This is a genomic window from Apilactobacillus micheneri, from assembly GCF_006493595.1.
Classification (GTDB): Bacteria; Bacillota; Bacilli; order Lactobacillales; family Lactobacillaceae; genus Apilactobacillus; species Apilactobacillus micheneri.
Window position 1 is genome coordinate 84,048 of the sequence record NZ_QUBI01000004.1, and the last position, 25,766, is coordinate 109,813.

23 protein-coding genes are annotated in these 25,766 nt (G+C 30.5%); all 23 read left to right on the forward strand.

The genetic code is table 11. The features are described 5' to 3' along the window. Positions 1 to 13: 13 nt before the first annotated feature. On the forward strand, positions 14 to 886 hold the full coding sequence (locus DY123_RS05530) for an amino acid ABC transporter substrate-binding protein (protein ID WP_140924335.1): 873 nt from the start codon (positions 14 to 16) through the stop codon (positions 884 to 886). Positions 887 to 889: 3 nt separating this feature from the next. Beyond that, positions 890 to 2,152 carry an EF-P 5-aminopentanol modification-associated protein YfmF gene (gene yfmF, locus DY123_RS05535; RefSeq protein ID WP_140924337.1) on the forward strand — a complete coding sequence of 421 codons (1,263 nt, stop codon included), beginning with the start codon at positions 890 to 892 and terminating at the stop codon, positions 2,150 to 2,152. Between the two features lie 2 nt (positions 2,153 to 2,154). After that, entirely contained in the window at positions 2,155 to 3,432 is a 1,278-nt protein-coding gene (gene yfmH / locus DY123_RS05540) for an EF-P 5-aminopentanol modification-associated protein YfmH (protein WP_140924338.1), read from the forward strand. Positions 3,433 to 3,509: 77 nt separating this feature from the next. After that, positions 3,510 to 4,376: a helix-turn-helix domain-containing protein gene (locus DY123_RS05545; protein ID WP_140924340.1), complete on the forward strand. Its 867-nt coding sequence runs from the start codon at positions 3,510 to 3,512 to the stop codon at positions 4,374 to 4,376. A 59-nt stretch (positions 4,377 to 4,435) separates the two neighbouring features. Next, on the forward strand, positions 4,436 to 5,017 hold the full coding sequence (gene pgsA / locus DY123_RS05550) for a CDP-diacylglycerol--glycerol-3-phosphate 3-phosphatidyltransferase (protein ID WP_140924342.1): 582 nt from the start codon (positions 4,436 to 4,438) through the stop codon (positions 5,015 to 5,017). Between the two features lie 47 nt (positions 5,018 to 5,064). Beyond that, positions 5,065 to 5,535 (forward strand): nicotinamide-nucleotide amidohydrolase family protein, encoded by a 471-nt coding sequence (locus DY123_RS05555; protein WP_140924344.1) that lies wholly within the window; start codon positions 5,065 to 5,067, stop codon positions 5,533 to 5,535. A gap of 102 nt (positions 5,536 to 5,637) precedes the next feature. Then, the gene (recA, locus tag DY123_RS05560) at positions 5,638 to 6,693 is read left to right on the forward strand and encodes a recombinase RecA (protein WP_108982332.1); all 1,056 of its coding nucleotides are present in this window, start codon (positions 5,638 to 5,640) and stop codon (positions 6,691 to 6,693) included. A 194-nt stretch (positions 6,694 to 6,887) separates the two neighbouring features. Beyond that, a complete protein-coding gene (gene rny / locus DY123_RS05565) occupies positions 6,888 to 8,453 on the forward strand; it encodes a ribonuclease Y (protein WP_105964826.1) in 1,566 nt (521 codons plus the stop codon). An 81-nt stretch (positions 8,454 to 8,534) separates the two neighbouring features. Further along, positions 8,535 to 9,338: a TIGR00282 family metallophosphoesterase gene (locus tag DY123_RS05570; RefSeq protein ID WP_108982330.1), complete on the forward strand. Its 804-nt coding sequence runs from the start codon at positions 8,535 to 8,537 to the stop codon at positions 9,336 to 9,338. Positions 9,339 to 9,362: 24 nt separating this feature from the next. Next, positions 9,363 to 11,984, forward strand: a complete 2,622-nt coding sequence (gene mutS / locus DY123_RS05575; protein ID WP_140924346.1) for a DNA mismatch repair protein MutS — start codon at positions 9,363 to 9,365, stop codon at positions 11,982 to 11,984. Between the two features lie 17 nt (positions 11,985 to 12,001). Then, positions 12,002 to 13,942, forward strand: coding sequence for a DNA mismatch repair endonuclease MutL (mutL, locus tag DY123_RS05580; RefSeq protein ID WP_140924348.1), 1,941 nt, complete (start codon positions 12,002 to 12,004; stop codon positions 13,940 to 13,942). Between the two features lie 23 nt (positions 13,943 to 13,965). After that, complete coding sequence (ruvA, locus tag DY123_RS05585; protein ID WP_108982327.1) at positions 13,966 to 14,580, forward strand: Holliday junction branch migration protein RuvA; 615 nt, start codon at positions 13,966 to 13,968, stop codon at positions 14,578 to 14,580. Positions 14,581 to 14,596: 16 nt separating this feature from the next. Next, positions 14,597 to 15,604 carry a Holliday junction branch migration DNA helicase RuvB gene (ruvB, locus tag DY123_RS05590; RefSeq protein ID WP_108982326.1) on the forward strand — a complete coding sequence of 336 codons (1,008 nt, stop codon included), beginning with the start codon at positions 14,597 to 14,599 and terminating at the stop codon, positions 15,602 to 15,604. A 78-nt stretch (positions 15,605 to 15,682) separates the two neighbouring features. Next, the gene (gene yajC, locus DY123_RS05595) at positions 15,683 to 16,018 is read left to right on the forward strand and encodes a preprotein translocase subunit YajC (protein WP_105964820.1); all 336 of its coding nucleotides are present in this window, start codon (positions 15,683 to 15,685) and stop codon (positions 16,016 to 16,018) included. A gap of 135 nt (positions 16,019 to 16,153) precedes the next feature. Then, positions 16,154 to 17,134, forward strand: a complete 981-nt coding sequence (locus DY123_RS05600; RefSeq protein WP_140924350.1) for a DHH family phosphoesterase — start codon at positions 16,154 to 16,156, stop codon at positions 17,132 to 17,134. Beyond that, entirely contained in the window at positions 17,134 to 18,495 is a 1,362-nt protein-coding gene (locus tag DY123_RS05605) for a DEAD/DEAH box helicase (RefSeq protein ID WP_105964818.1), read from the forward strand. Before DY123_RS05600 ends, DY123_RS05605 begins: the two co-directional genes overlap by 1 nt. 267 nt (positions 18,496 to 18,762) lie before the next feature. Then, on the forward strand, positions 18,763 to 21,405 hold the full coding sequence (gene alaS, locus DY123_RS05610) for an alanine--tRNA ligase (protein ID WP_140924352.1): 2,643 nt from the start codon (positions 18,763 to 18,765) through the stop codon (positions 21,403 to 21,405). A gap of 66 nt (positions 21,406 to 21,471) precedes the next feature. Next, positions 21,472 to 21,741 (forward strand): IreB family regulatory phosphoprotein, encoded by a 270-nt coding sequence (locus tag DY123_RS05615; protein WP_105964816.1) that lies wholly within the window; start codon positions 21,472 to 21,474, stop codon positions 21,739 to 21,741. 3 nt (positions 21,742 to 21,744) lie between these two features. Beyond that, positions 21,745 to 22,179, forward strand: coding sequence for a Holliday junction resolvase RuvX (gene ruvX / locus DY123_RS05620; protein WP_105964815.1), 435 nt, complete (start codon positions 21,745 to 21,747; stop codon positions 22,177 to 22,179). A gap of 15 nt (positions 22,180 to 22,194) precedes the next feature. Beyond that, entirely contained in the window at positions 22,195 to 22,497 is a 303-nt protein-coding gene (locus DY123_RS05625) for a DUF1292 domain-containing protein (protein ID WP_105964814.1), read from the forward strand. A gap of 111 nt (positions 22,498 to 22,608) precedes the next feature. After that, positions 22,609 to 22,860 carry a cell division protein ZapA gene (locus DY123_RS05630; protein ID WP_105964813.1) on the forward strand — a complete coding sequence of 84 codons (252 nt, stop codon included), beginning with the start codon at positions 22,609 to 22,611 and terminating at the stop codon, positions 22,858 to 22,860. Next, positions 22,860 to 23,345 carry a CvpA family protein gene (locus DY123_RS05635; protein WP_105964812.1) on the forward strand — a complete coding sequence of 162 codons (486 nt, stop codon included), beginning with the start codon at positions 22,860 to 22,862 and terminating at the stop codon, positions 23,343 to 23,345. Before DY123_RS05630 ends, DY123_RS05635 begins: the two co-directional genes overlap by 1 nt. A gap of 17 nt (positions 23,346 to 23,362) precedes the next feature. After that, positions 23,363 to 25,717 (forward strand): endonuclease MutS2, encoded by a 2,355-nt coding sequence (locus DY123_RS05640; RefSeq protein ID WP_140924353.1) that lies wholly within the window; start codon positions 23,363 to 23,365, stop codon positions 25,715 to 25,717. The last annotated feature ends 49 nt before the right edge of the window (positions 25,718 to 25,766 follow it).

Sequence of the window (25,766 nt, forward strand, 5' to 3'; positions counted from 1 at the left end):
AGGTGAATGACTTATGAACAAGAAAGTTTATAGCATTCTAATATTGCTGTTATCTTTTTTATGTGTGATGACTCTAACTGGATGTCATTCTTTAACGCAAAGAGCCAATACGCAAGATAATTGGAGTAAAATAAAAAAAGATAAGAAAGTTACAATTGGACTTGATGTGACCTTTGTACCAATGGGATATGAAAATAAAAATGGTCAAATTACAGGCTTTGACGTTGATTTAGCTAAAGCAGTTTTCAAAAAATATGATATTAAACCAATCTTTCAACAAATTGATTGGTCAATGAATGTTACTGAATTGCGCAATGGAACTATTGATTTAATTTGGAATGGATTTTCTGCAACTCCAGAAAGAAAGAAAAATGTTGCATTTACTAAACCATACTTATCCAATGAGCAAGAACTAGTTACTTTAAAGTCTTCACATATTAATAATTTCAATGATATGCATAATAAAATATTAGGTGCTCAAAGTGGATCTTCTGGATTAAATGATATAAATAATAATCCTAAAGTTTTAAAAGATAAAATTAAAAATAATTATCCAATTTTATATAACTCATTTACTAATGCTTTTATTGATCTAACTCATGGCAGAATTGATGGTTTATTAATAGATAGTAACTATGCTAATTACTATATTGCTCATCAATCTGATCCATCAATGTATAAAGTATCAACGGGTAAATTCCCCAATGAAGAATTTTCTGTTGGATTGCGTAAGGGCGATAAAACAATGAAGAATAAAATCAATGCTGGTCTTAGTGAACTAGCCAAGACTGGTGAATTGAAAAAAATTTGTCATAAATGGTTTGGTGAGAAATATAAATCCCCATTATTAAACTTAGAAAAACAATCACAACAAAAGGAAGGTTAAATATTGCAAAAATATATTTCAAATGGAGTTAGTTTGAATACTATTCATGATGATAAATTTAAAACAATCACAATTACTTGTGATTTAATCGAACCTTTGAATATCAATAATTTTGAAAAAAGGGCATTATTGGCAGAAATTTTTGAAACTAACAATGCAGATTATCCAACACAAACTAAACTGGCTCGTCAATTATCTAAAATGTACGGGGCTAGTTTTGGTACTAATTTATTGAGATATGGAAACTTATCGGTTATTAGAATAAATTTAAGTATCCCTAATCCTGAATTTATTCCGGGGAATCCTTCATCATTGTTAAAAGATGCTATTCAGTTTTTAAATTCAATTTTGATGCACCCATTAATATCTAATAATGCTTTTGATAATGACACCTTTAATTTACAAAAATCAAATATGCAAAAATATATTTCTTCAGTTGCTGATGATAAACAATATTATGCATCAATTAAGCTTAAGAAATCTTATTATCAAGATGATATTAATCGAGGTAAATTTTTATTTGGGGATGTTGATCAATACGATAAAATTAATTCTTCTGACGAATATAAATACTACCAAGATGTTATAAAAGATAATAACATTAGAATTTCTGCGCTAGGTAAATTTGATGATGATAAATTAATTTCATATATTAATGAAATTAATTTATCTGATCGTGATGAAATTTATAAAATAGATTGTTTTAAGCATAATGAGAATGCAATTGAATACATTACTGAAAATACAAATGCTACACAAAGTAATCTTAATATGGCATATAATTTGCCTATTTATTATGATTCTAATGATTTTTTTGCAGCATTGCTGTTTAATGCTATTTTTGGTGGTAGTGCTCAATCCAAATTATTTAAAAATGTTAGAGAAAAATATAGTATGGCATATTATGCAAATAGTATGTTTAATTCTTTGAATGGAGTCATTATGGTGAACTCCGGAATTGATGCCAATAATGCTGAAAAAGTGCAGTCTATTATCAATGAACAATTGGTTTCTATTCAAAATAAAGATATCAATCTTGATATTTTAAACAGTATTAAATCTGAGATGATTACTGCTAAAAGATCTATTTTGGATAATCCTAGACAAAGTTTAGAACAATCATTTGTTAATTCGTTATTAAATAAAAAATGGAATTTTGAAAAATGGCGTAAAAATATTGAATCAATTAATGTTGATCAAATTGCGAATGTTGCTAAAAAAGTTCAGTTACAAACTGTTTTTTTATTGAAGGGAGATAATAAATAAAAATGATAAAACTTAAATATCCTCAATATAATGAAACTGTTTATAAAGAACAATTAGAAAATGGTCTAACAGTGGTTATTGAACCGAAAAAAGGTTTTCAGAAAACCTATGCTTCTTTAACTATAAAATATGGTTCAATTGATAATACTTTTATTAGTTATGATAATGAAAAAAAAGAGATGCCGGCTGGAATTGCACATTTTTTAGAGCATAAAATGTTTGATAAAGACGGCTATGATGCAATGGATGTTTTTTCCAAGTATGGGGCTAGTTCTAATGCATTTACTAGCTTTAATCGTACTAGTTATTTATTTTCTTGTACTAACTATGTTAATGAAAATTTGAATACTTTACTTGATTTCGTTCAAATTCCTTATTTTAATGAAAAAAAAGTTAATAAAGAAAAAGGAATTATCGCTCAAGAAATCAAGATGTATAACAATGATCCTAATGCTGCATTATATTTCAATACAATTCAAAATATGTATCCTGATAGTCATCTTAATGTTGACATTGCTGGAACTGTAGAGTCTATTAATAAAATCACTACTGATGATTTATATACTGCTCACAAGACTTTTTATCAGCCAGCTAATATGCAATTAAACGTTGTTGGAAATGTTGATCCTGATGAAGTAATTAAAATCATTAAAGAAAATCAAGATAACAAGACTTTTTTACCTGCGAAAGATATTAAAAGGATTCAAGCTCCTTCTAAAAAAATTAATGATTTGAATCGAAGACAAATGGATGTTTTTAACTCTAAAGTTGCTGTTGGAATTAAGGGAGATTCAGCATTAGGCAAAAATATTAAGTATGAGCTTTCAATTTCATTACTATTAGAAATATTATTTTCTGAGGATTCTGATAATTATGCTTATTTGTATAATCATGGCATTATTGATGACTCCTTTGGATTTGATTTTGATTGCAATAGAAACTTTAATTTTTCCATTATTGCTGGAGATACTGAATATCCAAAAGAATTTATAAATAACATCAAAGATATTTTGATGAACGCAATTAATAATTTAGATAATTATACTGATGATTTAGAGTTAATTAAACGTGAAGAAATTGGTCAACACATTTTGATTATGAATTCTATTGAAGCTACAGCTAACAATTTAGGGGATAGTGATAATAATTTTATAAATTTATATGATGAAATTAGGCTAATTAATGATATTACTATCAATGATCTAAAGGAATATGGTGCTAAGTTGTTATTAGGCGATAATATTATTTCTAATATAATTATTCCATATTCTAATAAATAATTATTTTAATTCCTAAATTTTCATTATGTTATGATATACTAAAATTATGAAAAATATATTTAAGTGGAGTAATTTCTATGGCAAAAGACGAAAATAAAGAAGTAGAAATCGGTAAATCACTACATGATGCACGTGTTGCAAAAGGTATGTCATTAGAAGATGTACAAAAGATTACCAAAATTCAGGCTCACTATTTGGAAGCAATTGAAAATGAAGATTTTTCAGAACTACCAGGTGATTTTTATGTTAGAGCTTTCATTAAACAGTATGCAGATACTGTAGGTATCGATGGAATGGAACTGCTCAATGAACATGATGATAGCTTACCTGATACTCAAACCGAAGAATATAGTCAAAAAGTATCAGAAGATACTTTATCAAAACGATCTGAGCGTCAAAATAAAGAAGAAAAAATTAATTCTTTTAGAAAATTCGTTCCAATTGTTGGCGTTGTTATTGTTGTATTAATTGTTATTTTTGTTATTTGGGGAGTTGTTGCTAAAACCAATAAATCTTCAGATACAAATATTAATAGTAACAATAGTTCTGTTTCAGTTAGTGGTTCTTCTGAAAAATCTGAATCATCAAATACTGATAATAATAAAAAACAAGACAAAAAGTCTGCTCCTAAGAAAAATATCAATAAAACCTCTATTAAAAAGGTTAATGCAACTGAATATGAAGTTAGTGGTAGTAAGGAAAATACTATTACATTAGATGCAAGTAATCGTGCTTGGTCATCTATTTCAACTAATGGTAAGTCACTATTTTCAGGTTCACAAGAATCTGGTAATAAGAAATCTGTTAAATTACCTAGTGGAACTAAAGATGTTTCTATGTCATTAGGAAATGTGCCATCAACTAAGATTTTAATTAACAATAAGTTGTTAAATCTTGATAAGAGTGTGCCTATGACTACTGTTTTAAATATAAAATTTAAATAAAAAATGGGGCTTAATAGCCCTTTTTTTAATCTGAAATATCAAAAAAGGAGTATTATATTTTGAATTTACCTAATAAATTAACATTGATTAGAATTATTATGATTCCCATTTTTATTTTATTATTGGCATTTCCTTTGAATTTAGGAACTACTATTTTATTTGGTACAACGGTTCCTATCGTTAGAATTGTTGGTGCTATTATATTTGCGTTAGCATGTATCACTGATTTTTTAGATGGGCAAATTGCTCGTAGACAAAGGCTAGTTACTAATTTTGGAAAGTTTGCTGATCCATTAGCTGATAAAATGATTGTAATGTCTGCATTCATTATTTTGGTATCATATGGTTTGGTTCCCTCATGGGTAGCTGCAATCATTGTATGCCGTGAATTAGCAGTTACTGGACTAAGATTAATAGCCGTTGAAAATGATGGTGAAGTGATTGCTGCAGCCTGGCCTGGAAAAATTAAGACTGCAAGTCAAATGATTTCAATTATCTTGTTACTAATGAACGATTTCATTACATTACCATTTAATATTGGATTAGGAACAATTATACTGTATATTTGTTTATTCTTTACAGTTTATTCAGGAATTGAATATTTTGTAAGAAGCAAAGATTTATTTTCTGATTCTTTTTAAATAAGTATAGTTTTTTACGTATTTAATATTGAAAGGTCGAAATAATAATGAATATTGATTATTCAATCATTAAAAGTCTTATTAAAGATAATATATCGATTACAGCCGCCGAAAGTTTAACTGCAGGCATGTTTCAATCCATTTTAGGAAACGTATCAGGAGTATCTGCCATTTTTCCTGGTGGATTTGTTACTTATTCTAATTCTGCCAAAGAGTTATTATTAGATATTCCAAACGATGTTATTAATAAAAATGGAGTTGTGTCTGATAAAACTGCAATTTGGATGGCTAAGCAATCTAAGACAAAAATGCATACTAACATTGGAGTTTCTTTCACAGGGGTAGCAGGTCCTGATTCCTTAGAAAATAATCCTGCGGGAACCGTTTTTATAGGAATAGATTTTTTAGACCAATTACCTTATGCTCAAGAGTTTCACTTTGATGGAAATCGTAATGATGTAAGGGTTAAATCTGTGAATGCTGCCCTGAAAATAATTGCAGATGAGTATAATAAATAGTGCGAACATTTGTTCCTTTTTTACTTGCTTTTTTTAGTATAGATTAGTATAGTATAAATATTGAATATTTAGGAATGAAGTATTTTTTAAGGAGGTCATTGAATGGCTGATGAACGTAAAGCCGCTCTAGATGGTGCTTTAAAACGAATTGAAAAAGAATTCGGTAAAGGATCCATTATGAGAATGGGAGATCGTGGAGACACTAGAATTTCAACAATTCCAACTGGTTCACTTGCATTAGATAATGCACTTGGAGTGGGTGGATTCCCTCGTGGAAGAATTGTGGAAATTTATGGCCCAGAAAGTTCCGGTAAAACAACACTTGCATTACAAGCAGTCGCTGAAGTTCAAAAACAAGGCGGGACTGCAGCATATATTGATGCTGAAAACGCTCTAGATCCAGTTTATGCTAATAATTTAGGTGTTAATATTGATGATTTATTATTATCACAACCTGATACTGGTGAACAAGGACTTCAAATTTGTGATGCTTTAGTTTCTAGTGGTGCCGTTGATATAGTAGTAGTTGATTCTGTTGCTGCATTAGTACCACGTGCAGAAATTGAAGGTGAAATGGGTGATGCCCATGTTGGACTACAAGCTCGTTTAATGTCACAAGCCCTTAGAAAATTATCTGGATCTATTAATAAGACTAAAACTATTGCTCTATTTATTAATCAAATTAGAGAAAAAGTTGGAGTTATGTTTGGTAATCCTGAAACTACTCCTGGTGGACGTGCTCTAAAATTCTATTCAACTATTCGATTAGACATTAGAAGAGCAGAACAAATTAAGAATGGTACTGATGTTATAGGTAATCGTACCAAGATTAAAGTTGCTAAAAATAAGGTAGCTCCTCCATTTAAACGTGTTGAAGTTGATATTATGTATGGTAAAGGTATTTCTCAAACCGGTGAATTGGTAGACATGGCTGTTGATCAAGATATTATTAATAAGTCTGGTTCTTGGTATTCATATGGTGATGAACGTATCGGACAAGGTAGAGAAAATGCTAAGCAATACTTGGTCGATAATCCTGATAAAATGAGTGAAATTAATAAAAAAGTTCGTGTTGCTTATGGCATGGATGAAGATGACTCAAAAGAAGAATCTGATGATACTAAATCAGAAGATAATAAGCAAAAAGATAGTAAATAATCAATAAAAATAGAGTTATTTAGTTATAATGCTAAATAACTCTATTTTTTCGCTTAATATCGATGTTTATTAAAGTAGATATATTGACACTTTTATCAGTAAAATTTAAAATATAGTAGTACTTAAATAATTTAATTACACTTAAAATATAATTTAATTCATTTTTTGATGGTTTGGAGGTGTAACTTAATTTTATGAATTATATATTAATTGATATAATCCTCGTAATCATCGCTGTTGTTTTAGGTGCTTTTGTTGGTATGTTTTTACACAAAAACATAGTTGAAAAGAAATTGGCTATTGCTCACAAAAGTGCTAAAGACATCTTAGATAATGCTAAACGACAAGCAAAAACATCTTCTAAAGAAAAAATTCTTGAAGCTAAAGAGAAGAGCAATCAGTATCGTTCTAATATTGAAAAAGAAATTAAACAAAGACGTCTAGAAGTACAGAGACAAGAAAATCGTTTAATTCAACGAGAAGATGCTTTAGATAGAAAAGATGATGCTTTCGACAAAAGGGAAGATTCTCTTAATAGAAGAGATGAAAAACTTAACGCTAATCAAAAGAAGTTGGAACAAAAACAGCAGGAAGCCGATAGATTGGTTGAACAACGTCAAACTGAATTGGAAAAAATATCCGCACTTTCTCAAGACGAAGCTAAGGACTTGATTATTAAAGAAACTAGTGATCAATTAGCAGATGAAAGGGCTAAAATGGTTAAAGATAGTTATAACGAAGCCCAAAAAGAATCAAGTAATAACGCTAAGAATCTTGTGATTGAAGCAATACAACAAAGTGCTGCTGATATTGTTTCCGAAACTACTGTTTCAGTGGTTACTTTACCAAGTGATGATATGAAAGGTCGTATTATCGGTAGAGAAGGTCGCAATATTCGTACATTTGAAACCCTCACTGGGATTGATTTAGTCATTGATGATACTCCAGAAGCTGTTGTATTGAGTGGATTTGATCCAATTAGACGTGAAGTTGCTAAAATGGCATTGGAAAAATTAATTAAAGACGGTCGCATTCATCCAGCTCGTATTGAGGAAATGGTTGATAAAAGTCGTCGTGAACTTGACGAAAAAATTCAAGAAATCGGTGAAGAAACTGTCTTTGACTTAGGAATTCATTCTATGAATCCTGAAATGATTGGAATGATTGGTAAATTACAATTCAAAATTTACTATGGCAGAAATGTATTGAGTCATTCAATCGAAGTCGCAAAATTATCTGGTGTATTAGCATCTGAACTAGGCGAAGACGTTGTTTTAGCAAAACGCGCAGGATTATTACACGAAATAGGTCGTTCTGTTAATAATGAAACTGAAGGTTCTCATATTGATATTGGAATTGATCTGGCTAAGAAATATCATGAAAGTCCCGCTATTATTGATTCAATTGCCAGTGATGATGAAAGTAGAAAACCTAAGTATATTATTTCAGAATTAGTAAGTATTGCTAATAAAATTGCAATTTCTAGACCGGGAGCTAAAAGCAAGTCTTTGGAAAGTTTCGTTCATCGTCTTGAAAGTCTTGAAAAAATTGGTGATAGTTTCGATCAAGTTAAAAAGAGCTATGCTATTCAAGCAGGTCGAGAAATTCGCATAATTGTTAAACCAGATAAACTATCTGATACTCAAGCAATTGTTTTAGCAAGAGACATTAAGAATAAAATTGAATCTGATATGGAGTACCCAGGACATATTAAGGTAACCATCATTAGAGAAGTAAGATCAATTGAATATGCAAAATAAAAAAAGGCCATTTGGCCTTTTTTATTTTTATTAAATCGGTGTAAAATTAATTACATATATATAAATGAATTGAGGATAAATATGAAAATTTTATTTCTTGGTGATGTTGTTGGAAATATCGGAATGAAAATGATAAAACAATATCTACCAATCTTAAAAAGAGATTATAAACCACAATTAACAATTGTTAATGGAGAAAATGCTACATCCTTTGGTCGTGGAATTAATCGCAAGGTTTATAAAGATATTATGGATTCTGGAGCTGATGTAATTACCCTAGGTAATCATGCATGGAATAATGAGGAAATATTTGATTTTATAGATGAAACTAAAAAATTAGTTCGTCCTTTAAACTTTCCGGGTAAAGATGTTCCAGGAAATGGTTATACTATTATTAACGTCAATGGCAAAAAAGTTGCTGTAATTAATTTACAAGGACGTATTTTTATGGATCCGATTGATGATCCATTTAGAATGATTGACGAATTAGTTAATAAATTAAGTTCAAAAGTTGATAATATATTTGTTGATTTTCACGCTGAAACAACCAGCGAAAAGCAAGTTATGGCTATGTATTTAGACGGAAGAATTAGTGCAATGGTAGGTACTCATACTCATGTTCAAACTAATGATAATCGTATTTTGAAAAATGGAACTGCCTTTATGACTGATGCAGGTATGTGTGGACCCACAGATGGTGTTTTAGGGATGAAATATGAAAATATTATCCATCGCTTTTTAACACAACGTCCCACTAGATTTGAAGTCGAAGAAAACGGCGGTGGAATTGTTTCTGGTTGTATTATTGATATTGATAATCATAGTATGAAGGCTAAATCTATAAAGAAAATATTAATTAGTCCAGATCATCCTTATCAAGGATAGGATTTTTAGTAAGGAAGGTATCTAATGGTAAAATCGGCGAAATTAACACCAATGATGGAACAATATCAAAAAGTTAAAGATCAATATAAAGATGCTTTTTTATTTTATCGTTTAGGTGACTTTTATGAAATGTTTAATGATGATGCAGTAAAAGGAGCACAAATATTGGAATTGACATTAACAGCTAGAAATAAAAATTCTAGTAATCCAATACCAATGTGTGGAATTCCTCATAAAGCAGTTGAATCTTACATCAATACTTTAGTAGATAAGGGTTATAAAGTAGCTATTTGTGAACAAATGGAAGATCCAAGCGTTGCCAAGGGAATGGTTAAACGAGCAGTTACACAATTATTAACTCCTGGAACAAAAACTGAAACTGGTGCTGAAAATGCCAAAAATAATAATTATTTAACTGCTTTAGAGTATGACAAAGATAGTAAAAAATATGGTTTTGCTTATGCTGAACTGTCTACTGGGGAATTAAAAACGAGTGTTTTAAGTAATGTTGATACTTTAATTAATGAAGTTATGAGTTTACAAACTAAAGAAATTATTGTTGATGATAATGTTTCAGAAGATGATATTAATACTTTTAATAAATTAGGAATTTTAGTGTCATATCAATTTGATATTAATATTGAAGATGATATGAATAATTTAACCAGTAATTTGATTAATAGTTTAGAAAAAAAGACAGCTGAACTTTTAATCACTTATATTATCAAAACTCAAAAGCGTAGTTTATCTCATATGAAGTCGGCTGAATCTTATCGTCCTACTGAATTTTTAAAATTAGACCATAATTCACAGTATAATTTAGAGTTGAATAAAAATATTCGTACCAATAAAAAATCAGGTAGTTTATTGTGGCTTTTAGATGAAACTAAAACTGCAATGGGTGGTCGTAAATTAAAAACGTGGTTAGATCGTCCATTAATAGTTAAAAAGCAAATTATTCAACGTCAAAATGCGGTTCAAGAATTACTAGATCATTATTATGAACGTAATGAAATTAGTGATATTTTGGTTAAAGTTTATGATTTAGAAAGATTAGCTGGAAAAGTGTCTTTTGGTTCTGTGAATGGTCGTGACTTGATTCAATTACAGTCTTCTTTGGAACAAATTCCTAAGTTAAGGTATGAAATAGCATCAATGGACGCTAATTCTTTTAATGATATTTATGATGCCTTAGATCCAGTGGAAGATGTTGCACAAATGATTAATGATTCTATTATTGATGAACCACCAATTTCAGTTACTGATGGTGATTTGATTAAAGATGGATATAATAAAACTTTAGATGATTATCGTGATGCAATGAATAATGGTAAAAAATGGATAGCTGAGCTTGAAAATAAAGAGCGCAATGCAACAGGTATCAGTAACCTTAAAATTGGATATAACCATGTTTTTGGCTATTATATTGAAGTTTCTAAGGCTAATTTAAATAAGTTACCAGATGATCGTTATGAGAGAAAACAAACTTTAACTAATGCTGAAAGATTTTCTACACCAGAATTAAAAGAAAAAGAAAAATTAATTATTGAAGCGCAAGAAAAATCTAAAACATTAGAATATGCGATATTTAGTAAAGTACGTGAAAACGTAAAAAAATCAATTAAAAGATTACAAAAACTAGCAACTGCAGTATCAACCCTTGATGTGTTACAAAGTTTTGCAGTTATATCTGAAAATTATCGTTTAGTTAAGCCCTCTTTAAATGATAATCATGATTTAGAAATTATTGATGGCAGACATCCAGTAGTTGAGAAAGTTATGGGGCATCAATCATATGTGCCAAATAACGTAAAAATGGATCCTGATACTAATGTATTATTAATTACAGGTCCTAATATGTCTGGTAAAAGTACTTATATGCGTCAATTAGCATTAGCAGTTATCATGACTCAGATAGGATGCTTTGTTGCTGCTAAATCAGCTCAAATGCCAATTTTTGATAAAATATTCACTAGAATTGGTGCAGCTGATGATTTAATTTCTGGTGAAAGTACATTCATGGTGGAAATGAAAGAATCTAACGAGGCAATTCAAAATGCAACTGAAAATAGCCTGATTTTATTTGATGAAATTGGTCGTGGAACTGCTACCTATGATGGAATGGCCTTAGCTCAATCAATAATTGAATATGTTCATAATAATATTCATGCCAAAACTCTATTTTCTACTCATTATCATGAGTTAACTGAACTAGAAACGACTTTACATCATTTAACCAATGTTCATGTTGGAGCTGTTGAAAAAAATGGTGAACTTGTATTTTTGCATAAAGTCAAAAAAGGTGCTGCTGATAAATCTTATGGAATTCATGTTGCTAAATTAGCAGGTTTACCTGATAAGCTGTTATCACGTGCAGATAATATTTTGGAAACACTTGAAAATAAAGATGATGATAATGAGAAAGTGATGAACATTCAGACCTCACCAGTTGCAAAAGATGAAACTAAAAATGATGAAGAAGAACATCAATTATCATTATTTAATGATGACAATCCTAAAAATAAGAAACAAAATGTTGCAGATATTAAAATTATTAATGAAATTAAGCGTATGGATTTAATGTCTAAAACACCAATGGAAATTATGAACGCTGTTTATAAGTGGAAACAAAAAATTGAAAAATAGTGAATGGGGGGGATTATTTGTCAAAAATTCATGAATTAACACCGGTTTTAGCTGATCAGATTGCTGCTGGTGAAGTTGTTGAAAGACCTGCTTCAGTAATTAAAGAATTAGTAGAAAATTCTATTGATGCAAAAAGCACGCAGATTGATATTAACGTTAAGGATGCTGGGTTAAATAGTATGCAAGTTGTTGATGATGGTATCGGAATTGAAAACGATGATATTAAATTGGCTTTTAAGCGTCACGCCACCAGTAAGATTAATAATCCTCAAGATTTATTTAAAGTTCATTCATTAGGTTTTCGAGGTGAAGCATTGCCTTCTATTGCATCTGTTTCGGATGTGCAATTAAAAACTTCTACCGGGGATGAAGGTACTAAACTTCATATTAGAGGAAGCAAGATTGAATCTATTATGCCTTCTGAATCTAGAAGAGGGACATCAATCACAGTTAGTGATCTATTTTATAACACTCCAGCAAGATTAAAATATATGAAGTCCTTACAAACTGAATTATCTAAGATTACTGATATTGTTGATAGGTTAGCAATTGGGCATCCCAATATTGCCTTTTCACTTGTTCATAATAATCGAGAACTAATTCGTACTTCGGGTCGTAATAATCTCCAACAAGTAATTGGCGATATTTATGGTGCTAGAAATTTAAAACGAATTATTAAAATCAATAATCAAGATGATGACTTTAAGATTAATGGTTATATTAGTTTGCCAGAATTAACTAGGGCATCTAGAAACTATGTCACCATTATTTTAAATGGCCGGTATGTGAAAAATTATAATATTTTTAAAGCATTAACCGATGGATACGGATCTAAATTAATGGTTGGACGTTATCCAATTGTCACTTTAAATATCAATTTAGACCCAACTTTAATTGATGTTAATGTTCATCCAACCAAACAAACGGTGCGTATCAGTAAAGAAGAACAATTATGCAATTTAATTTCTAAAACTGTTTATGATGCTATTTTTCCACAAAATTTAATTCCAGATGCGATGAATCGTGATCGAGCAGTTAAACCACATTATGAAACTAGTCAAATTCAAATGGATTTAAATAAAGCATCGACTCACTATCCAATAAGTAGTCTTGAAAATTTTAAAGATAATAACAAAAGTTATGATTTGGACGACACAATTGACGAATCAGTGAAATCAGATGTTGAAGCTAGTAATGTAGAAAACTCGATTATTATTAAAAATAAGTCTGATTTAAGTAGTTCTTCAGTAATTAACTTTAAAGAAAAATATGATAATGAATCAGATGCTTTACCATTTGGAGAAACTAAATCTGAATTAAATTCTGATGAATCTAATTTGGATGATGTTGAAGTAACCCGTTTTCCTAATTTACGTTATATTGGTCAATTACATGGAACTTATTTAATTGCTGAGTCAGATAATGGAATGTACATTTTAGATCAGCATGCTGCCCAAGAAAGAATTAATTATGAAAAGTTTAGAACTGAAATTGGGGATGTTTCAGATGATCAACAAAACCTGTTAGTGCCAATAGTTCTTGATTATCCAGCATCAGATGCAATTATTATTAAACAAAAAATTGATGTTTTGCACAGTGTTGGAATTAATATTGAAATTTTTGGTAAAAATAGCTTTGTGGTCAAACAACATCCAACTTGGATTAAGGGTTCTGATGAAGAAGAAACAATTCGATCAATGATTGATTGGGTTATTGAAAATAAAAAGATATCAGTTGCATCATTTCGTGCCAAAACTGCGATTATGATGAGTTGTAAACGTGCAATTAAAGCTAATCATCACCTTGATCGTAAGCAAGCAATTAATTTAATTGATAATTTATCAAAAGTTCAGAATCCATTTAATTGCCCTCATGGTAGACCAGTATTAGTTTCATTTTCTAACGCTGATATGGAAAGGATGTTTAAACGTATTCAAGATCCACATAAAAGCGAATAATTATTTAAAAGGATGTAAAAAATATGTATGAATATTTAAAGGGAATCATAGCTGATGTAAAACCCGGATATGTTGTTATTGATGTTTCAGGAGTAGGGTATTTAGTGCATACTTCTGATCCTTATCGCTATTCTTCTGATGAGAAAAAAGTAGTTAAGATTTTTATTTATCAAGCAGTAAGTGATTCATCACAGACTTTATATGGATTTTATACTAGAGAAGAGAAAAGTATTTTTGAAAAATTACTAAGTGTTTCTGGTATTGGACCTAAGAATGCACTAGCAATTTTAGCTGGCAATGATCCTAAGTCCTTAGTGAAAGCAATTAATGAAGAAAACGTTACTTATTTAACTAAATTTCCTGGTGTTGGGAAGAAGACAGCTAAACAAATTATTTTAGACTTAAAAGGGAAAATTGATGATCTTGCACCATCTTTATTTGATGATGTGGATGAAGCTAAATCAATTGATACTAATGATTCAGATAACCAAGAATTAAGCGATGCATTACAGGCATTGGAAGCTTTAGGATATACACATCGTGATGTCGAAAAAGTTAATAAGCAGTTGTCTAATGAAAAATCCATGACCACTGATGAATACCTAAGCAGCGGACTAAAATTATTAACCCAATACTAAAAGGAGGAATACTAGTATGGACGATAATCGAATTGTTTCTGGTGACAGTGCCAGTGATAATGAAGAATCAGTTGAAAAATCTCTACGCCCACAACATTTATCAGAATATATTGGTCAAGATGATTTAAAATCAGAATTATCTGTTTATATTAAAGCGGCTAAACAAAGAGAAGAGTCATTAGATCATGTTTTACTTTATGGGCCTCCTGGATTAGGTAAGACGACTTTAGCAATGATTATTGCTAATGAAATGGATGTTGGTATTAAGACTACTAGTGGTCCTGCAATTGAAAAACCAGGTGATTTAGTAGCTTTACTGAATGAATTACAACCAGGTGATATTTTATTTATTGATGAAATTCATCGATTACCTAAAATGGTTGAAGAAATGCTATATTCTGCAATGGAAGACTTTTATGTTGATATTGTTGTTGGTCAAGGACCAACGGCACATCCAGTTCATTTTCCATTACCACCATTTACTTTAGTTGGTGCTACAACTAGAGCAGGAATTTTATCAGCACCATTTCGTGATCGTTTTGGCATTGTAGAGCATATGAAATATTATGAAACTAAAGATTTAGAAGAGATTGTAAAACGTTCAGCTGATATTTTTAACGCTGAAATTGTTGCAAAAGGAGCTAATGAAATTGCTCGTCGTTCTAGAGGAACTCCTAGAATTGCTAATCGTTTACTAAAAAGAGTACGTGACTTTGCACAGGTATCTGATAAAGAAAATATTGATGTGGAAATTGTTGATCATTCTTTGAATATGCTAGGTGTTGATGACGAGGGACTAGATAGCACTGATATAAAATTATTGAAAACAATGATTGTATATTATAATGGTGGACCGGTAGGATTAAATACATTGGCTGCTAATATTGGTGAAGAAACTGATACAATTGCTGAAATGTATGAACCATATTTGTTACAAATTGGTTATTTAAAAAGGACAGCTCGTGGAAGAATGGTTACTGAAGCTGCATACAAACATTTGGATTATCCAATTAATAATAATTAATTTATGGTAGACTATTAATATTAGTTCTGATAACCTATTATATAGAGATGTTATGAATTGAAAGAGTAGGTGAAAATAATGGGTAATTTCGCAGGATTTGGAATTATGATCGTCCTTTTTGCTGTTATGTATTTCTTGATTATTAGACCACAAAAGAAACAACAACAAAAGCATGCCGAAACTTTAAAGCAATTACAAAAGGGTGATCATGTTGTTACAATTGGTCGCCTTCATGGTGTAGTTGATGATATTGATACTGAAAATAAGACTATTACATTAGATTGTGATGGTATTTACTTAGTCTTTGATATGAACGCAGTTGCCAAGGTAACTGAACGTGTTGGTGAGGCAACTTCAAATGATGATAAAAGTTCAGAAAGTAAAACTGAAGAAAAATCAGAAAAAGAAGATTAATTCAAAAAGCAATTTTCAAGATAATGAAAGTTGCTTTTTTTATTTCTAATAATTTTATTTAAACATTTTAAGCGTGTGATATAATTATTAGATATATTAAGATAAGAAATAGATTGAAGGTCATTAGTTATAGTTATGCAAAAAATTTTAAAAGCATTTAATTTATCAACCGAAAAGAAAATTATTAAAGCCATTTGTGATTTTGATACGATTATCATTCATCGTCATCAAAGACCAGATCCAGATGCTTATGGATCTCAAATGGGATTAGCAAATATTATTAAAACATCTTTTCCTAACAAAAAAGTTTATTGTGTGGGTAAACAATACCATGGCTTTGACTGGTTAGGTAAGACTGATAATATTGACGATGATGTCTACAAAAATGCATTAGTAATTGTTTGTGACACTGCTAATCAACCTCGTGTTGATGATTCTCGTTATAATAAGGGGAAAATGATGATTAAAATTGATCATCATCCTAACGATGATCAGTTTGGTGATATTATGTGGGTTAAACCGGAAGCATCAAGTACTTCTGAGCTTATTTATGATTTATATGATGCTTCTAAGAAACTAAAAATTAATGATGAAGCTGGCCGACTATTGTATGCAGGAATTGTTGGAGATACTGGCCGATTTAAATATCCTTCAACGTCTGCTAATACTTTTAGGGTAGCTTCTGAATTAGCAAAATTAAATTTTTCTACAACTGAAGTTAATAATATCGAATCTGAAATTGATATCCCATTAGCACGTTTGTCAGCTTATGTATACGAAAATTTAAATATTAAAGATAGTGGAGCAGCTTACTTAATATTAAGTGATAAAGTCCTAGAACCATTTAATTTAGGGGATGAGAGTACTTCTGCGGTTGTTCCATTACCTGGAAATATTAAGCAGGTTAGTTCATGGGCAATTTTTGTTCAACAAAAAGATGGCAGTTATCGCATTAGACTACGTTCTAAGGGACCATCAATTAATGAACTAGCTAAGAAATTTGGTGGCGGAGGTCATCCATTAGCTAGTGGAGCTGTTGCTAAAGATGATGAGGAAATTAAGCAGGTCATCGAACAATTAGATACGTTAGTTGCTGATTATAAAGGAGATAAATAATGACAACTACTTTTAAGCAATACAATTTTAAGCCATTTATTATGAATGCCTTAGATGAATTAAATTTTAAAGAACCAACAAAAATACAAGAAAATATAATTCCCGAAATTATGAAAGGGAGAAGTGTAATTGGTCAATCTGCTACTGGTAGTGGTAAGACCCATGCATTTTTATTGCCTATTTTTGAAGAAGTTAATCCTGATGAAAACAGTGTTCAAGCAGTAATTACTACACCAAGTCGTGAATTGGCTTATCAAATTTATGAAAATGCTAAGCAATTAGCTAAACATAGTGATCAAGTTATTCATTTGGCCAATTATGTTGGTGGTACTGATAAAAAACGTCAGATTGAAAAATTAAAAAATGAACAACCACAAATTGTAATCGGGACTCCAGGAAGAGTTGCAGATTTAATTAAAAGTCAACATTTAGATGTTCATACAGCTAAAAACTTAGTGATTGATGAAGCTGATATGACAATGGATTTAGGTTTCTTAAATGAGGTTGATACCATTGCTGCTAGTTTTGGTAAAGATGTTCAAATGATGGTATTTTCAGCTACTATTCCACAAAAATTACGTACATTTTTGAAAAAGTATATGACTAATCCATATATTGAAAATATTCCAAATGCTTCTGTAATTAATCCTAATATTGATAATTTATTGATATCGACCAAAGGTGAAAATCGTAATGATTTAATTTATAAGTTAATTACGATGGGTGAACCATATTTAGTATTGATTTTTGCCAACACTAAAAAAAGAGTTGAAGAGCTATATGAATATTTACGTAATCAAGGATTAAAAGTTGGAATGGTATCGGGTGCTTTGACTCCTCGTGAACGTAAGCGCATGATGAAGCAAATTCAAAATCTTGATTTCCAATTTGTAGTGGCTACGGATTTAGCTGCTCGTGGTATTGATATTGAAGGGGTATCTGATGTGATTAATGATGACATTCCCGAAGATTTAGAATACTTTATTCATCGTGTTGGTAGAACTGGTAGAAACAATATGTCTGGAACTGCTATCACTTTGTATGATCCAGATGAAGAGGATGAAATTGATGCTTTAGAAAAAATGGGGATTTCATTTAAACCTAAGGCTATCAAAGGTGGTCGTATTGTAGATACTTATGATCGCAACCGTCGTAAATCTCATCGTCGTGGTCATGATAAACTTCAACCAAACATGATTGGTATGATTAAGAAGAAGAAACGTAATATTAAACCTGGTTATAAACGTAAGATTAAGAATGAATTAAAACGTAATGATGAAATGAATCGTCGAGTTGAACAACGAGAAGAAGGTCGTCGCAAACGTAAGTCAAGAAAGAATAGTTCTCAACGCTATAGATAATTATTGACACCATTTTTAACAAATTTTATAATCATATATGAGAATAACGAAGAGAATATATTTATATTAAATAACTATTTAAGAGACATCTTGGCTGGTGCGAAAGGTGAGTTATTTTTATAAATGCTGTCTTTTTATGATGAATTGAATCGCTACTCAGCGTTATTGAGAATAAAGAGGTAAACGAAAACATCGTTGCAAGTAAAGTGGTACCGCGTGTAAGCGTCTTTACTGCAACGGTGTTTTTGTGCTTTTTGGAGGAAAATTATGAAAAACTTAAGTAGTAGTCAAATTAGAGCTATGTATTTGGACTTTTTTAAGCAACATGGTCATACTATTGAACCTAGTGCTTCATTAGTACCTAAAGATGATCCATCTTTGTTATGGATTAATTCCGGTGTTGCTACTATGAAAAAATATTTTGATGGTAGTGTAGTTCCTAAAAATCATCGTTTGACTAGTTCACAAAAGAGTATTAGAACTAATGACATTGAAAATGTTGGTAAAACTGCCCGTCATCATACCTTATTTGAAATGCTAGGTAATTTCTCAGTAGGTGATTATTTTAAAAAAGAAGCCATTACTTGGGCTTTTGAATTATTAACTTCACCAGATTGGTTTGGCTGGGATAAAGACAAATTATATATGACTGTTTATCCTAAGGATACTGATGCTAAAAAATACTGGGAAGCTGCTGGAGTTGCTCCAGATCATTTAATTGATATGGATGATAATTTTTGGGATATTGGTCAAGGACCTTCAGGCCCTGATACTGAAGTCTTTTATGATCGTGGACCTGAACATGATGATTTAAAACCAGACGACCCAGAAAATTATCCTGGTGGTGAAAATGAACGCTACCTGGAAGTATGGAATATTGTATTTTCACAATTTAACCATAAACCTGATGATACCTATGAACCTCTACCAAGAAAAAACATTGATACTGGGATGGGGCTAGAACGTGTAACTTCTATTTTCCAAAATGCGCCAACTAACTTTGAAACTGATTTATTTTTACCAATTATTCATAAAACTGAAGAATTTAGTAATAATAAAAAATATGGTGTTAATGATCAAGATGATGTGGACTTCAAGATTATTGCTGATCATGCACGTGCGATTACATTTGCTATCGGCGATGGTGCACTTCCATCTAATGTTGGTCGTGGCTATGTTATTAGAAGATTAATTAGAAGAGCAATTGTTTCAGGACATCGATTAGGAATTGAAAAAGATTTCTTATACAAATTAGTACCAATTGTTGGTGAAATAATGAAATCTTATTATCCAGAAGTATTAGAACAAAAGGATTACTTGGCAAAAGTTATTCATTCTGAAGAAAAACGTTTTAATGAAACATTATCTGATGGTTTAGACTTATTAAATAATCTTTTAGATGGATTAAAAGAATCTGACGATAAAGTTGTTAGTGGAAAAGATGCATTTAAGCTTTACGATACTTATGGTTTCCCATTAGAAATGACCAGAGAATATCTAAATGATGAAGGCTATTCTGTTGACGAAGATGGCTTTAAATCTGAAATGCAAAAGCAAAAAGATCGAGCACGTAATGCACGTGGAGATAAGAAATCAATGGGTGTACAACGTGACTTATTAATTGAAATTCAGACACCAAGTAAGTACGTTGGATATGATCAACTAAGTGTTACTGATGCTAAATTGCTTGACATTATCGTTAATGAAAAATTAGTTGATTCAGTTGATAAAGGAATTGCTGAATTTATTTTTGATAAAACTCCATTTTATGCTGAAATGGGTGGACAAGTTGCTGATCAAGGTGTAATTAAAGATGCTAATGGTGATATTTGTGCTAAGGTAACTGATGTGCAAAATGCGCCTAATGGTCAGAATTTACACACTGTTGAAGTTCTAAAACCTATGAACAAAAATAATAGTTATTCATTAGATGTTGACCGTCATTTCCACAGTAAAGTTGAGAAAAATCATACTGCCACTCACTTGTTAGACCAATCATTAAGAAATATCTTAGGCGATCATACTCAACAAGCTGGATCTTTAGTTGAACCTAATTATCTAAGATTTGATTTTACTCATTTTGGTTCAGTTACTGAAGATGATTTAAATAAAGTTGAAGAACTAGTTAATGAACAAATCTTTAAGGAATTACCTGTTAATACTGTTGAAACTGACCAAGAAAATGGTAAAAAAATGGGAGCAATTGCCTTATTTGATAATAAATATGGCGATAAAGTAAGAGTTGTTAGTGCTGGTGATTTTTCTGTAGAATTTTGTGGTGGAAATCATGTTAAAAATACTAATGAATTGGGCTTGTTTAAGATTACTTCTGAATCTGGTGTTGGTGCTGGAGTAAGAAGAATTGAAGCTGTTACTTCTGGTGATGCTTTTAAATATTTGAACAATGAAGAAAATATTTTGAAACGAATTGCTATTAATACTAAGACTAATAAACTTGAAGAAGTTCCAAATAGAATAAATCAACTACAAGAAGAAATTAAAGAATTGCAACAAAAACAAGAAACTTTAGAAACTAAAATTGCCAACCAACAAGCAGATTCTGTATTTGAAAATGTACAAAATGCTGGTGATCTAAAGGTAATTACAGGTGTATTAAAAGTTTCTGGTATGGGTCAATTAAGACAGTTAGCTGATACTTGGCGTAATAAAAATCTCTCAGATGTGTTAGTATTAGGTACAAGCATTAAGGGTAAAGCTAATTTAATTGTTGCCGTTAGTGATGATCAGGTTAAGGCTGGTATCAAAGCTGGAGATTTGATTAAAGCTATTTCTAGTGAAATTAATGGTGGCGGTGGTGGACGTCCTAATTTAGCACAAGCCGGTGGATCTAACCCAGAAGGACTTGCTAAGGCTATGGATGCTGCCATTGAATGGTTACAAAAATTATAATATTTTATAATTAATGTTTTATTGAAATTATGTTATCTTACATCATAGATATAGAGGTGTTTTGGAATGAGTGCTTCAGATAAAACAATGTATTTTGATTTAAATAATAATACTCCTAAGGATGTTCATGATACTTTATTGTTAGTATATAAATCTTTAGAAGAAAAGGGGTATGATCCATATAATCAAATTGTAGGATATCTTATCTCAGGAGATCCTGCATATATTCCTCGTTTTAATGATGCAAGGAATCTAATTCGTCGTTATGAAAGAGACGAAATTATTGAAGAATTAGTTCGTTTCTATTTGGTTAAGAATAACAGTGAGGATAAATAGTTTATGAGATTAATGGGAATGGACGTTGGTTCTAGAACAGTTGGAATTTCTGTTAGTGATTTATTGGGATGGACAGCTCAAGGAGTTGAAATTATTCCGATTAAAGAAGAAGAAGAGGAATTTGGTTTAGATCGCGTTGATCAATTAGTTGAAAAATACGGTGTACAAGGATTTGTGCTCGGATTACCAAAAAATATGAATAACACTTCCGGACCTAGAGTCGATGCATCAAAGCACTATGGTGAACTGTTAAAAGAAAAGTTTGGGTTACCAGTTGATTTTGAAGATGAACGATTGACGACTGTTGAAGCAGAACGGATGTTAATTGAGAAAGCTGATACTTCTAGAAAAGGTCGTAAAAAGGTCATTGATAAGATTGCTTCTGAATTAATTTTGCAAACTTATTTAGATCGTAAAGGTAAACTAACAAATATATAGAGAGAAGGCTTATTAATGAATAACGAAGAACAAACACAACAAATTACAATGGTTGACGAAAATGGAAATGAAGAATTATATGATGTTTTATTCACTTTCCAATCAGAAGATTATGGAAAATCATATATTTTACTTTATCCAGTTGGTAAATCAGATGACGATGAAGTAAACATTGAAGCTTATGTATTACCAGATGATGATGATCCTACTGATCCTCAAGGTGGAGATTTAAAAACTATTGATTCTGATGAAGAATGGGATATGGTTGAATCTGTCTTGAACACATTTTTAGCTAAAGATGATGACAAAAAAGAATAATTATTATTCATTAAAAGGGTGTCTTATAAGACGCTCTTTTTTTATGCATAACTGTTTTAAATTTATTTTTATGCTAAAATAGTGATTGAATAATCAGGAGGTTTGTGTAACATGACTAGTGCAAATCAGCGCTTTAAAGCAAAAATAGACAATAAAACATATACATTTGTAGGTAAAAGTTCAGTTGAACATATGAAAACAGTTACCGAATTAATGAATGAACAATTAAATCAATTAAAAGAATTATCACCTGATATAGATAAGGCTGATGCTGCAATATTATTGGCATTTAACGCTTTTTCGGAGCAGGTAAAATTGCAAAATAAGATTAATCAATTAGAAAAAAAGGACTATAAAGAATAATGTTATTTACAATTATTATATCTTTAATACTTATTTTTAGTATTTACAGTGGATATAAAAAAGGATTAGCACAAGAAATAATCAGAATTATTGGATTCTTAGCTACTTTATTATTATCATTGCTTTATTCAAGAAATTTGAGTGATATTTTATTTTCCCATACTAATATTATTAGTAATCATCTCCTATGTAATAGTATTAGTTTTTTAATATTATTTATTATTCTTTCTGTGGTTGTGAGATTTATTATGAGAATAATAAACCATGTAACTTCTATTCCAGTTATTCATGAATTAAATTCCTTTGGTGGAGCTCTTATTAGTTTTATAATTTCATATTTTATGATTTTTTTAATCTTAAATATTATACTAGTTCTGCCCGATAATAATATAAAGAAGCAATATTATGATTCTAAAGTAGCTACTTTTGTTGTTAATAGAACACCATTGTTATCACATGATTTATATAAGAAATGGTTAAGATAAGGAGGTATTATGCCAATATGGATACTAAAGTTTTTGATACTTTAGAATACAATAAAATAAAAAATAAAATTTATGAGTATTTAACTACTAAAAATGGTAAAAATGAATTATCTTCGTTGGTTCCAACTAACAACGATAAGTCTATTAATCTTTGGTTGGATGAAACTGACGATGGAATGCATGTTTTACGTTTAGATAAAGAAATATCGATTCCTAAATTGGATGATATAACTCCATATATGAAGAGATTAAAAATTGATGCTACTTTAAATGGCAGTGAACTATCTAAAATTAATAAAGTTTTAAAATCTGCTAATGCTTTAGTATCTTTTTTTGACAAAATGTATGAAGACCATGTTTCTTTTAAAAGACTTTATGATATTGTTGATGAATTTCAAACTATACCCACTATTTCAAAACAATTATCCTTTTCAATTGATGATGAAGGAAACATATTAAGCTCTGCATCGAAAGAATTAAATGGCATTCGTAAAAGAATTGATAAAGTAAAAACAGACATTCGTAATATTATGAATGGGTACACCAAAAAACAAGCCAAATATTTAACTGAACCAATAGTAACTATTCGTGAAGATCGCATGGTTATTCCGGTTAAAGCTGAATATAAAAATAAGTTTGGTGGAATAGTTCATGATCGTAGTTCTTCCGGACAAACTTTATACGTAGAGCCTAGTTCTGTGATTGGATTAAATAATGAACTTAGACAAAATCAAATTGCTGAAAGACAAGAAGAAAGACGTATCTTAATTGAATTATCAGATTTAATTAGACCATATCAATGGGAAATAATTAATAACTCTAAAATTTTAGGTCATTTAGATTTAATAAATGCTAAAGCTAAGTATGCTCGTAAGATGAAAGCAACTAAGCCTTTAGTCTCTACAGACAATAGGGTTAATTTAAAACAAGCTAGACATCCACTAATTGATCAAGATAAAGTGGTTGCTAATGATTTAAAAATTGGTGAAGATAACCGTGCAATTGTTATTACTGGACCTAATACTGGTGGTAAAACTATTACTATTAAGACTTTAGGTATTTTACAATTAATGGGACAGTCTGGTTTATTCGTTACTGCTAATGAAGAATCAACAATTGGTGTTTTTGATAATGTTTTTGCTGACATTGGTGACGAACAGTCTATTGAACAAAATTTAAGTACTTTTTCATCACATATGGATAACATTGTCGATATTTTAAATAATCTTACTAGCAAAAGCTTAGTTTTACTTGATGAATTAGGTGCAGGTACTGATCCTAAAGAAGGTGCTGCACTTGCTATGTCTATCTTAGATAAAATTGGTGAAGTTAATTCTGAAGTTGTTGCAACTACACATTATCCCGAACTGAAGGTTTATGCTTATAATCGTATAAAAACTACTAATGCTTCAATGGAATTTGATGTTGATACTTTGCAACCAACATATCATTTATTAATGGGAATTCCTGGTCAAAGTAATGGGCTTAATATTGCAGAACGCTTGGGATTATCAGATCAGATTATTAATGAAGCTCGTTCATTAACTGATCAAGATAGTCAAGATTTAAACAATATGATTGTTGAACTAACTGATCAAACTAAACAAGCCCGAGAAAATGCTGAATATTTGAGAACACAGCTAGCTGATGCCACTAAATTGCATGCAGAATTGAGCGATAAATTTAGTAAGTATCAAAATCAAAAAGAACGTCTTGTTACTGAAGCTAAAGAAAAGGCTAATGAAATTGCTAAAAAGGCTAAAAATAAAGCTGATCATATTATTGCAGAATTACACAAAAAACAAGATCAGATTGGTAAAGTTTCAGTTAAAGAAAATGAATTAATTAACGCTAAGGGTGAATTAAATTCATTGAGACAGGATATTAGTTTATCTAATAATAAAGTATTAAAGAAAGAAAAAGCTAAGCATGATTTTCACAAAGGTGACGACGTACTAGTTAAATCTTATGGCCAACGTGGAGTATTAATGAGTAAAATTGGTAACCATAGTTGGGAAGTACAGCTTGGTATTTTAAAGATGAAAATTGATGATACTGATTTGGAAAAGGTTAAACCCGAAAAAGAAAACAATTTTACTACGCGTGTAAAAAGGTCTGGTTCATCTGGATTATCGACTACCCTTGATTTAAGAGGTCACCGTTATGAAAATGCAATGCATGAAGTAGATCAATATCTGGATTCAGCTGTATTATCTGGCTATCCTTCCATTACTATTATTCATGGTAAAGGAACTGGAGCCTTACGTAAGGGTGTAACTAATTTATTAAAACGTGATCGCAGAGTTTCTGATTTTGGATATTCTGCGCCTAATGCTGGTGGAGATGGATCTACGATTGTTAAGCTAAGATAATATATCGTATAAGACATATTATTTGCAATCTTATATTAAAATGCTAAAC

Coding starts and splice junctions, on each gene's coding strand:
- DY123_RS05615 (WP_105964816.1), top strand. CDS start 21,472: ATGAGTGCTTCAGATAAAACAATGTATTTTGATTTAAATAATAATACT.
- ruvA (WP_108982327.1), top strand. CDS start 13,966: ATGTATGAATATTTAAAGGGAATCATAGCTGATGTAAAACCCGGATAT.
- DY123_RS05530 (WP_140924335.1), top strand. CDS start 14: ATGAACAAGAAAGTTTATAGCATTCTAATATTGCTGTTATCTTTTTTA.
- DY123_RS05555 (WP_140924344.1), top strand. CDS start 5,065: ATGAATATTGATTATTCAATCATTAAAAGTCTTATTAAAGATAATATA.
- yfmH (WP_140924338.1), top strand. CDS start 2,155: ATGATAAAACTTAAATATCCTCAATATAATGAAACTGTTTATAAAGAA.
- DY123_RS05545 (WP_140924340.1), top strand. CDS start 3,510: ATGGCAAAAGACGAAAATAAAGAAGTAGAAATCGGTAAATCACTACAT.
- DY123_RS05570 (WP_108982330.1), top strand. CDS start 8,535: ATGAAAATTTTATTTCTTGGTGATGTTGTTGGAAATATCGGAATGAAA.
- DY123_RS05635 (WP_105964812.1), top strand. CDS start 22,860: ATGTTATTTACAATTATTATATCTTTAATACTTATTTTTAGTATTTAC.
- alaS (WP_140924352.1), top strand. CDS start 18,763: ATGAAAAACTTAAGTAGTAGTCAAATTAGAGCTATGTATTTGGACTTT.
- yajC (WP_105964820.1), top strand. CDS start 15,683: ATGGGTAATTTCGCAGGATTTGGAATTATGATCGTCCTTTTTGCTGTT.
- recA (WP_108982332.1), top strand. CDS start 5,638: ATGGCTGATGAACGTAAAGCCGCTCTAGATGGTGCTTTAAAACGAATT.
- ruvX (WP_105964815.1), top strand. CDS start 21,745: ATGAGATTAATGGGAATGGACGTTGGTTCTAGAACAGTTGGAATTTCT.
- DY123_RS05640 (WP_140924353.1), top strand. CDS start 23,363: ATGGATACTAAAGTTTTTGATACTTTAGAATACAATAAAATAAAAAAT.
- DY123_RS05630 (WP_105964813.1), top strand. CDS start 22,609: ATGACTAGTGCAAATCAGCGCTTTAAAGCAAAAATAGACAATAAAACA.
- DY123_RS05605 (WP_105964818.1), top strand. CDS start 17,134: ATGACAACTACTTTTAAGCAATACAATTTTAAGCCATTTATTATGAAT.
- rny (WP_105964826.1), top strand. CDS start 6,888: ATGAATTATATATTAATTGATATAATCCTCGTAATCATCGCTGTTGTT.
- DY123_RS05600 (WP_140924350.1), top strand. CDS start 16,154: ATGCAAAAAATTTTAAAAGCATTTAATTTATCAACCGAAAAGAAAATT.
- mutS (WP_140924346.1), top strand. CDS start 9,363: ATGGTAAAATCGGCGAAATTAACACCAATGATGGAACAATATCAAAAA.
- ruvB (WP_108982326.1), top strand. CDS start 14,597: ATGGACGATAATCGAATTGTTTCTGGTGACAGTGCCAGTGATAATGAA.
- DY123_RS05625 (WP_105964814.1), top strand. CDS start 22,195: ATGAATAACGAAGAACAAACACAACAAATTACAATGGTTGACGAAAAT.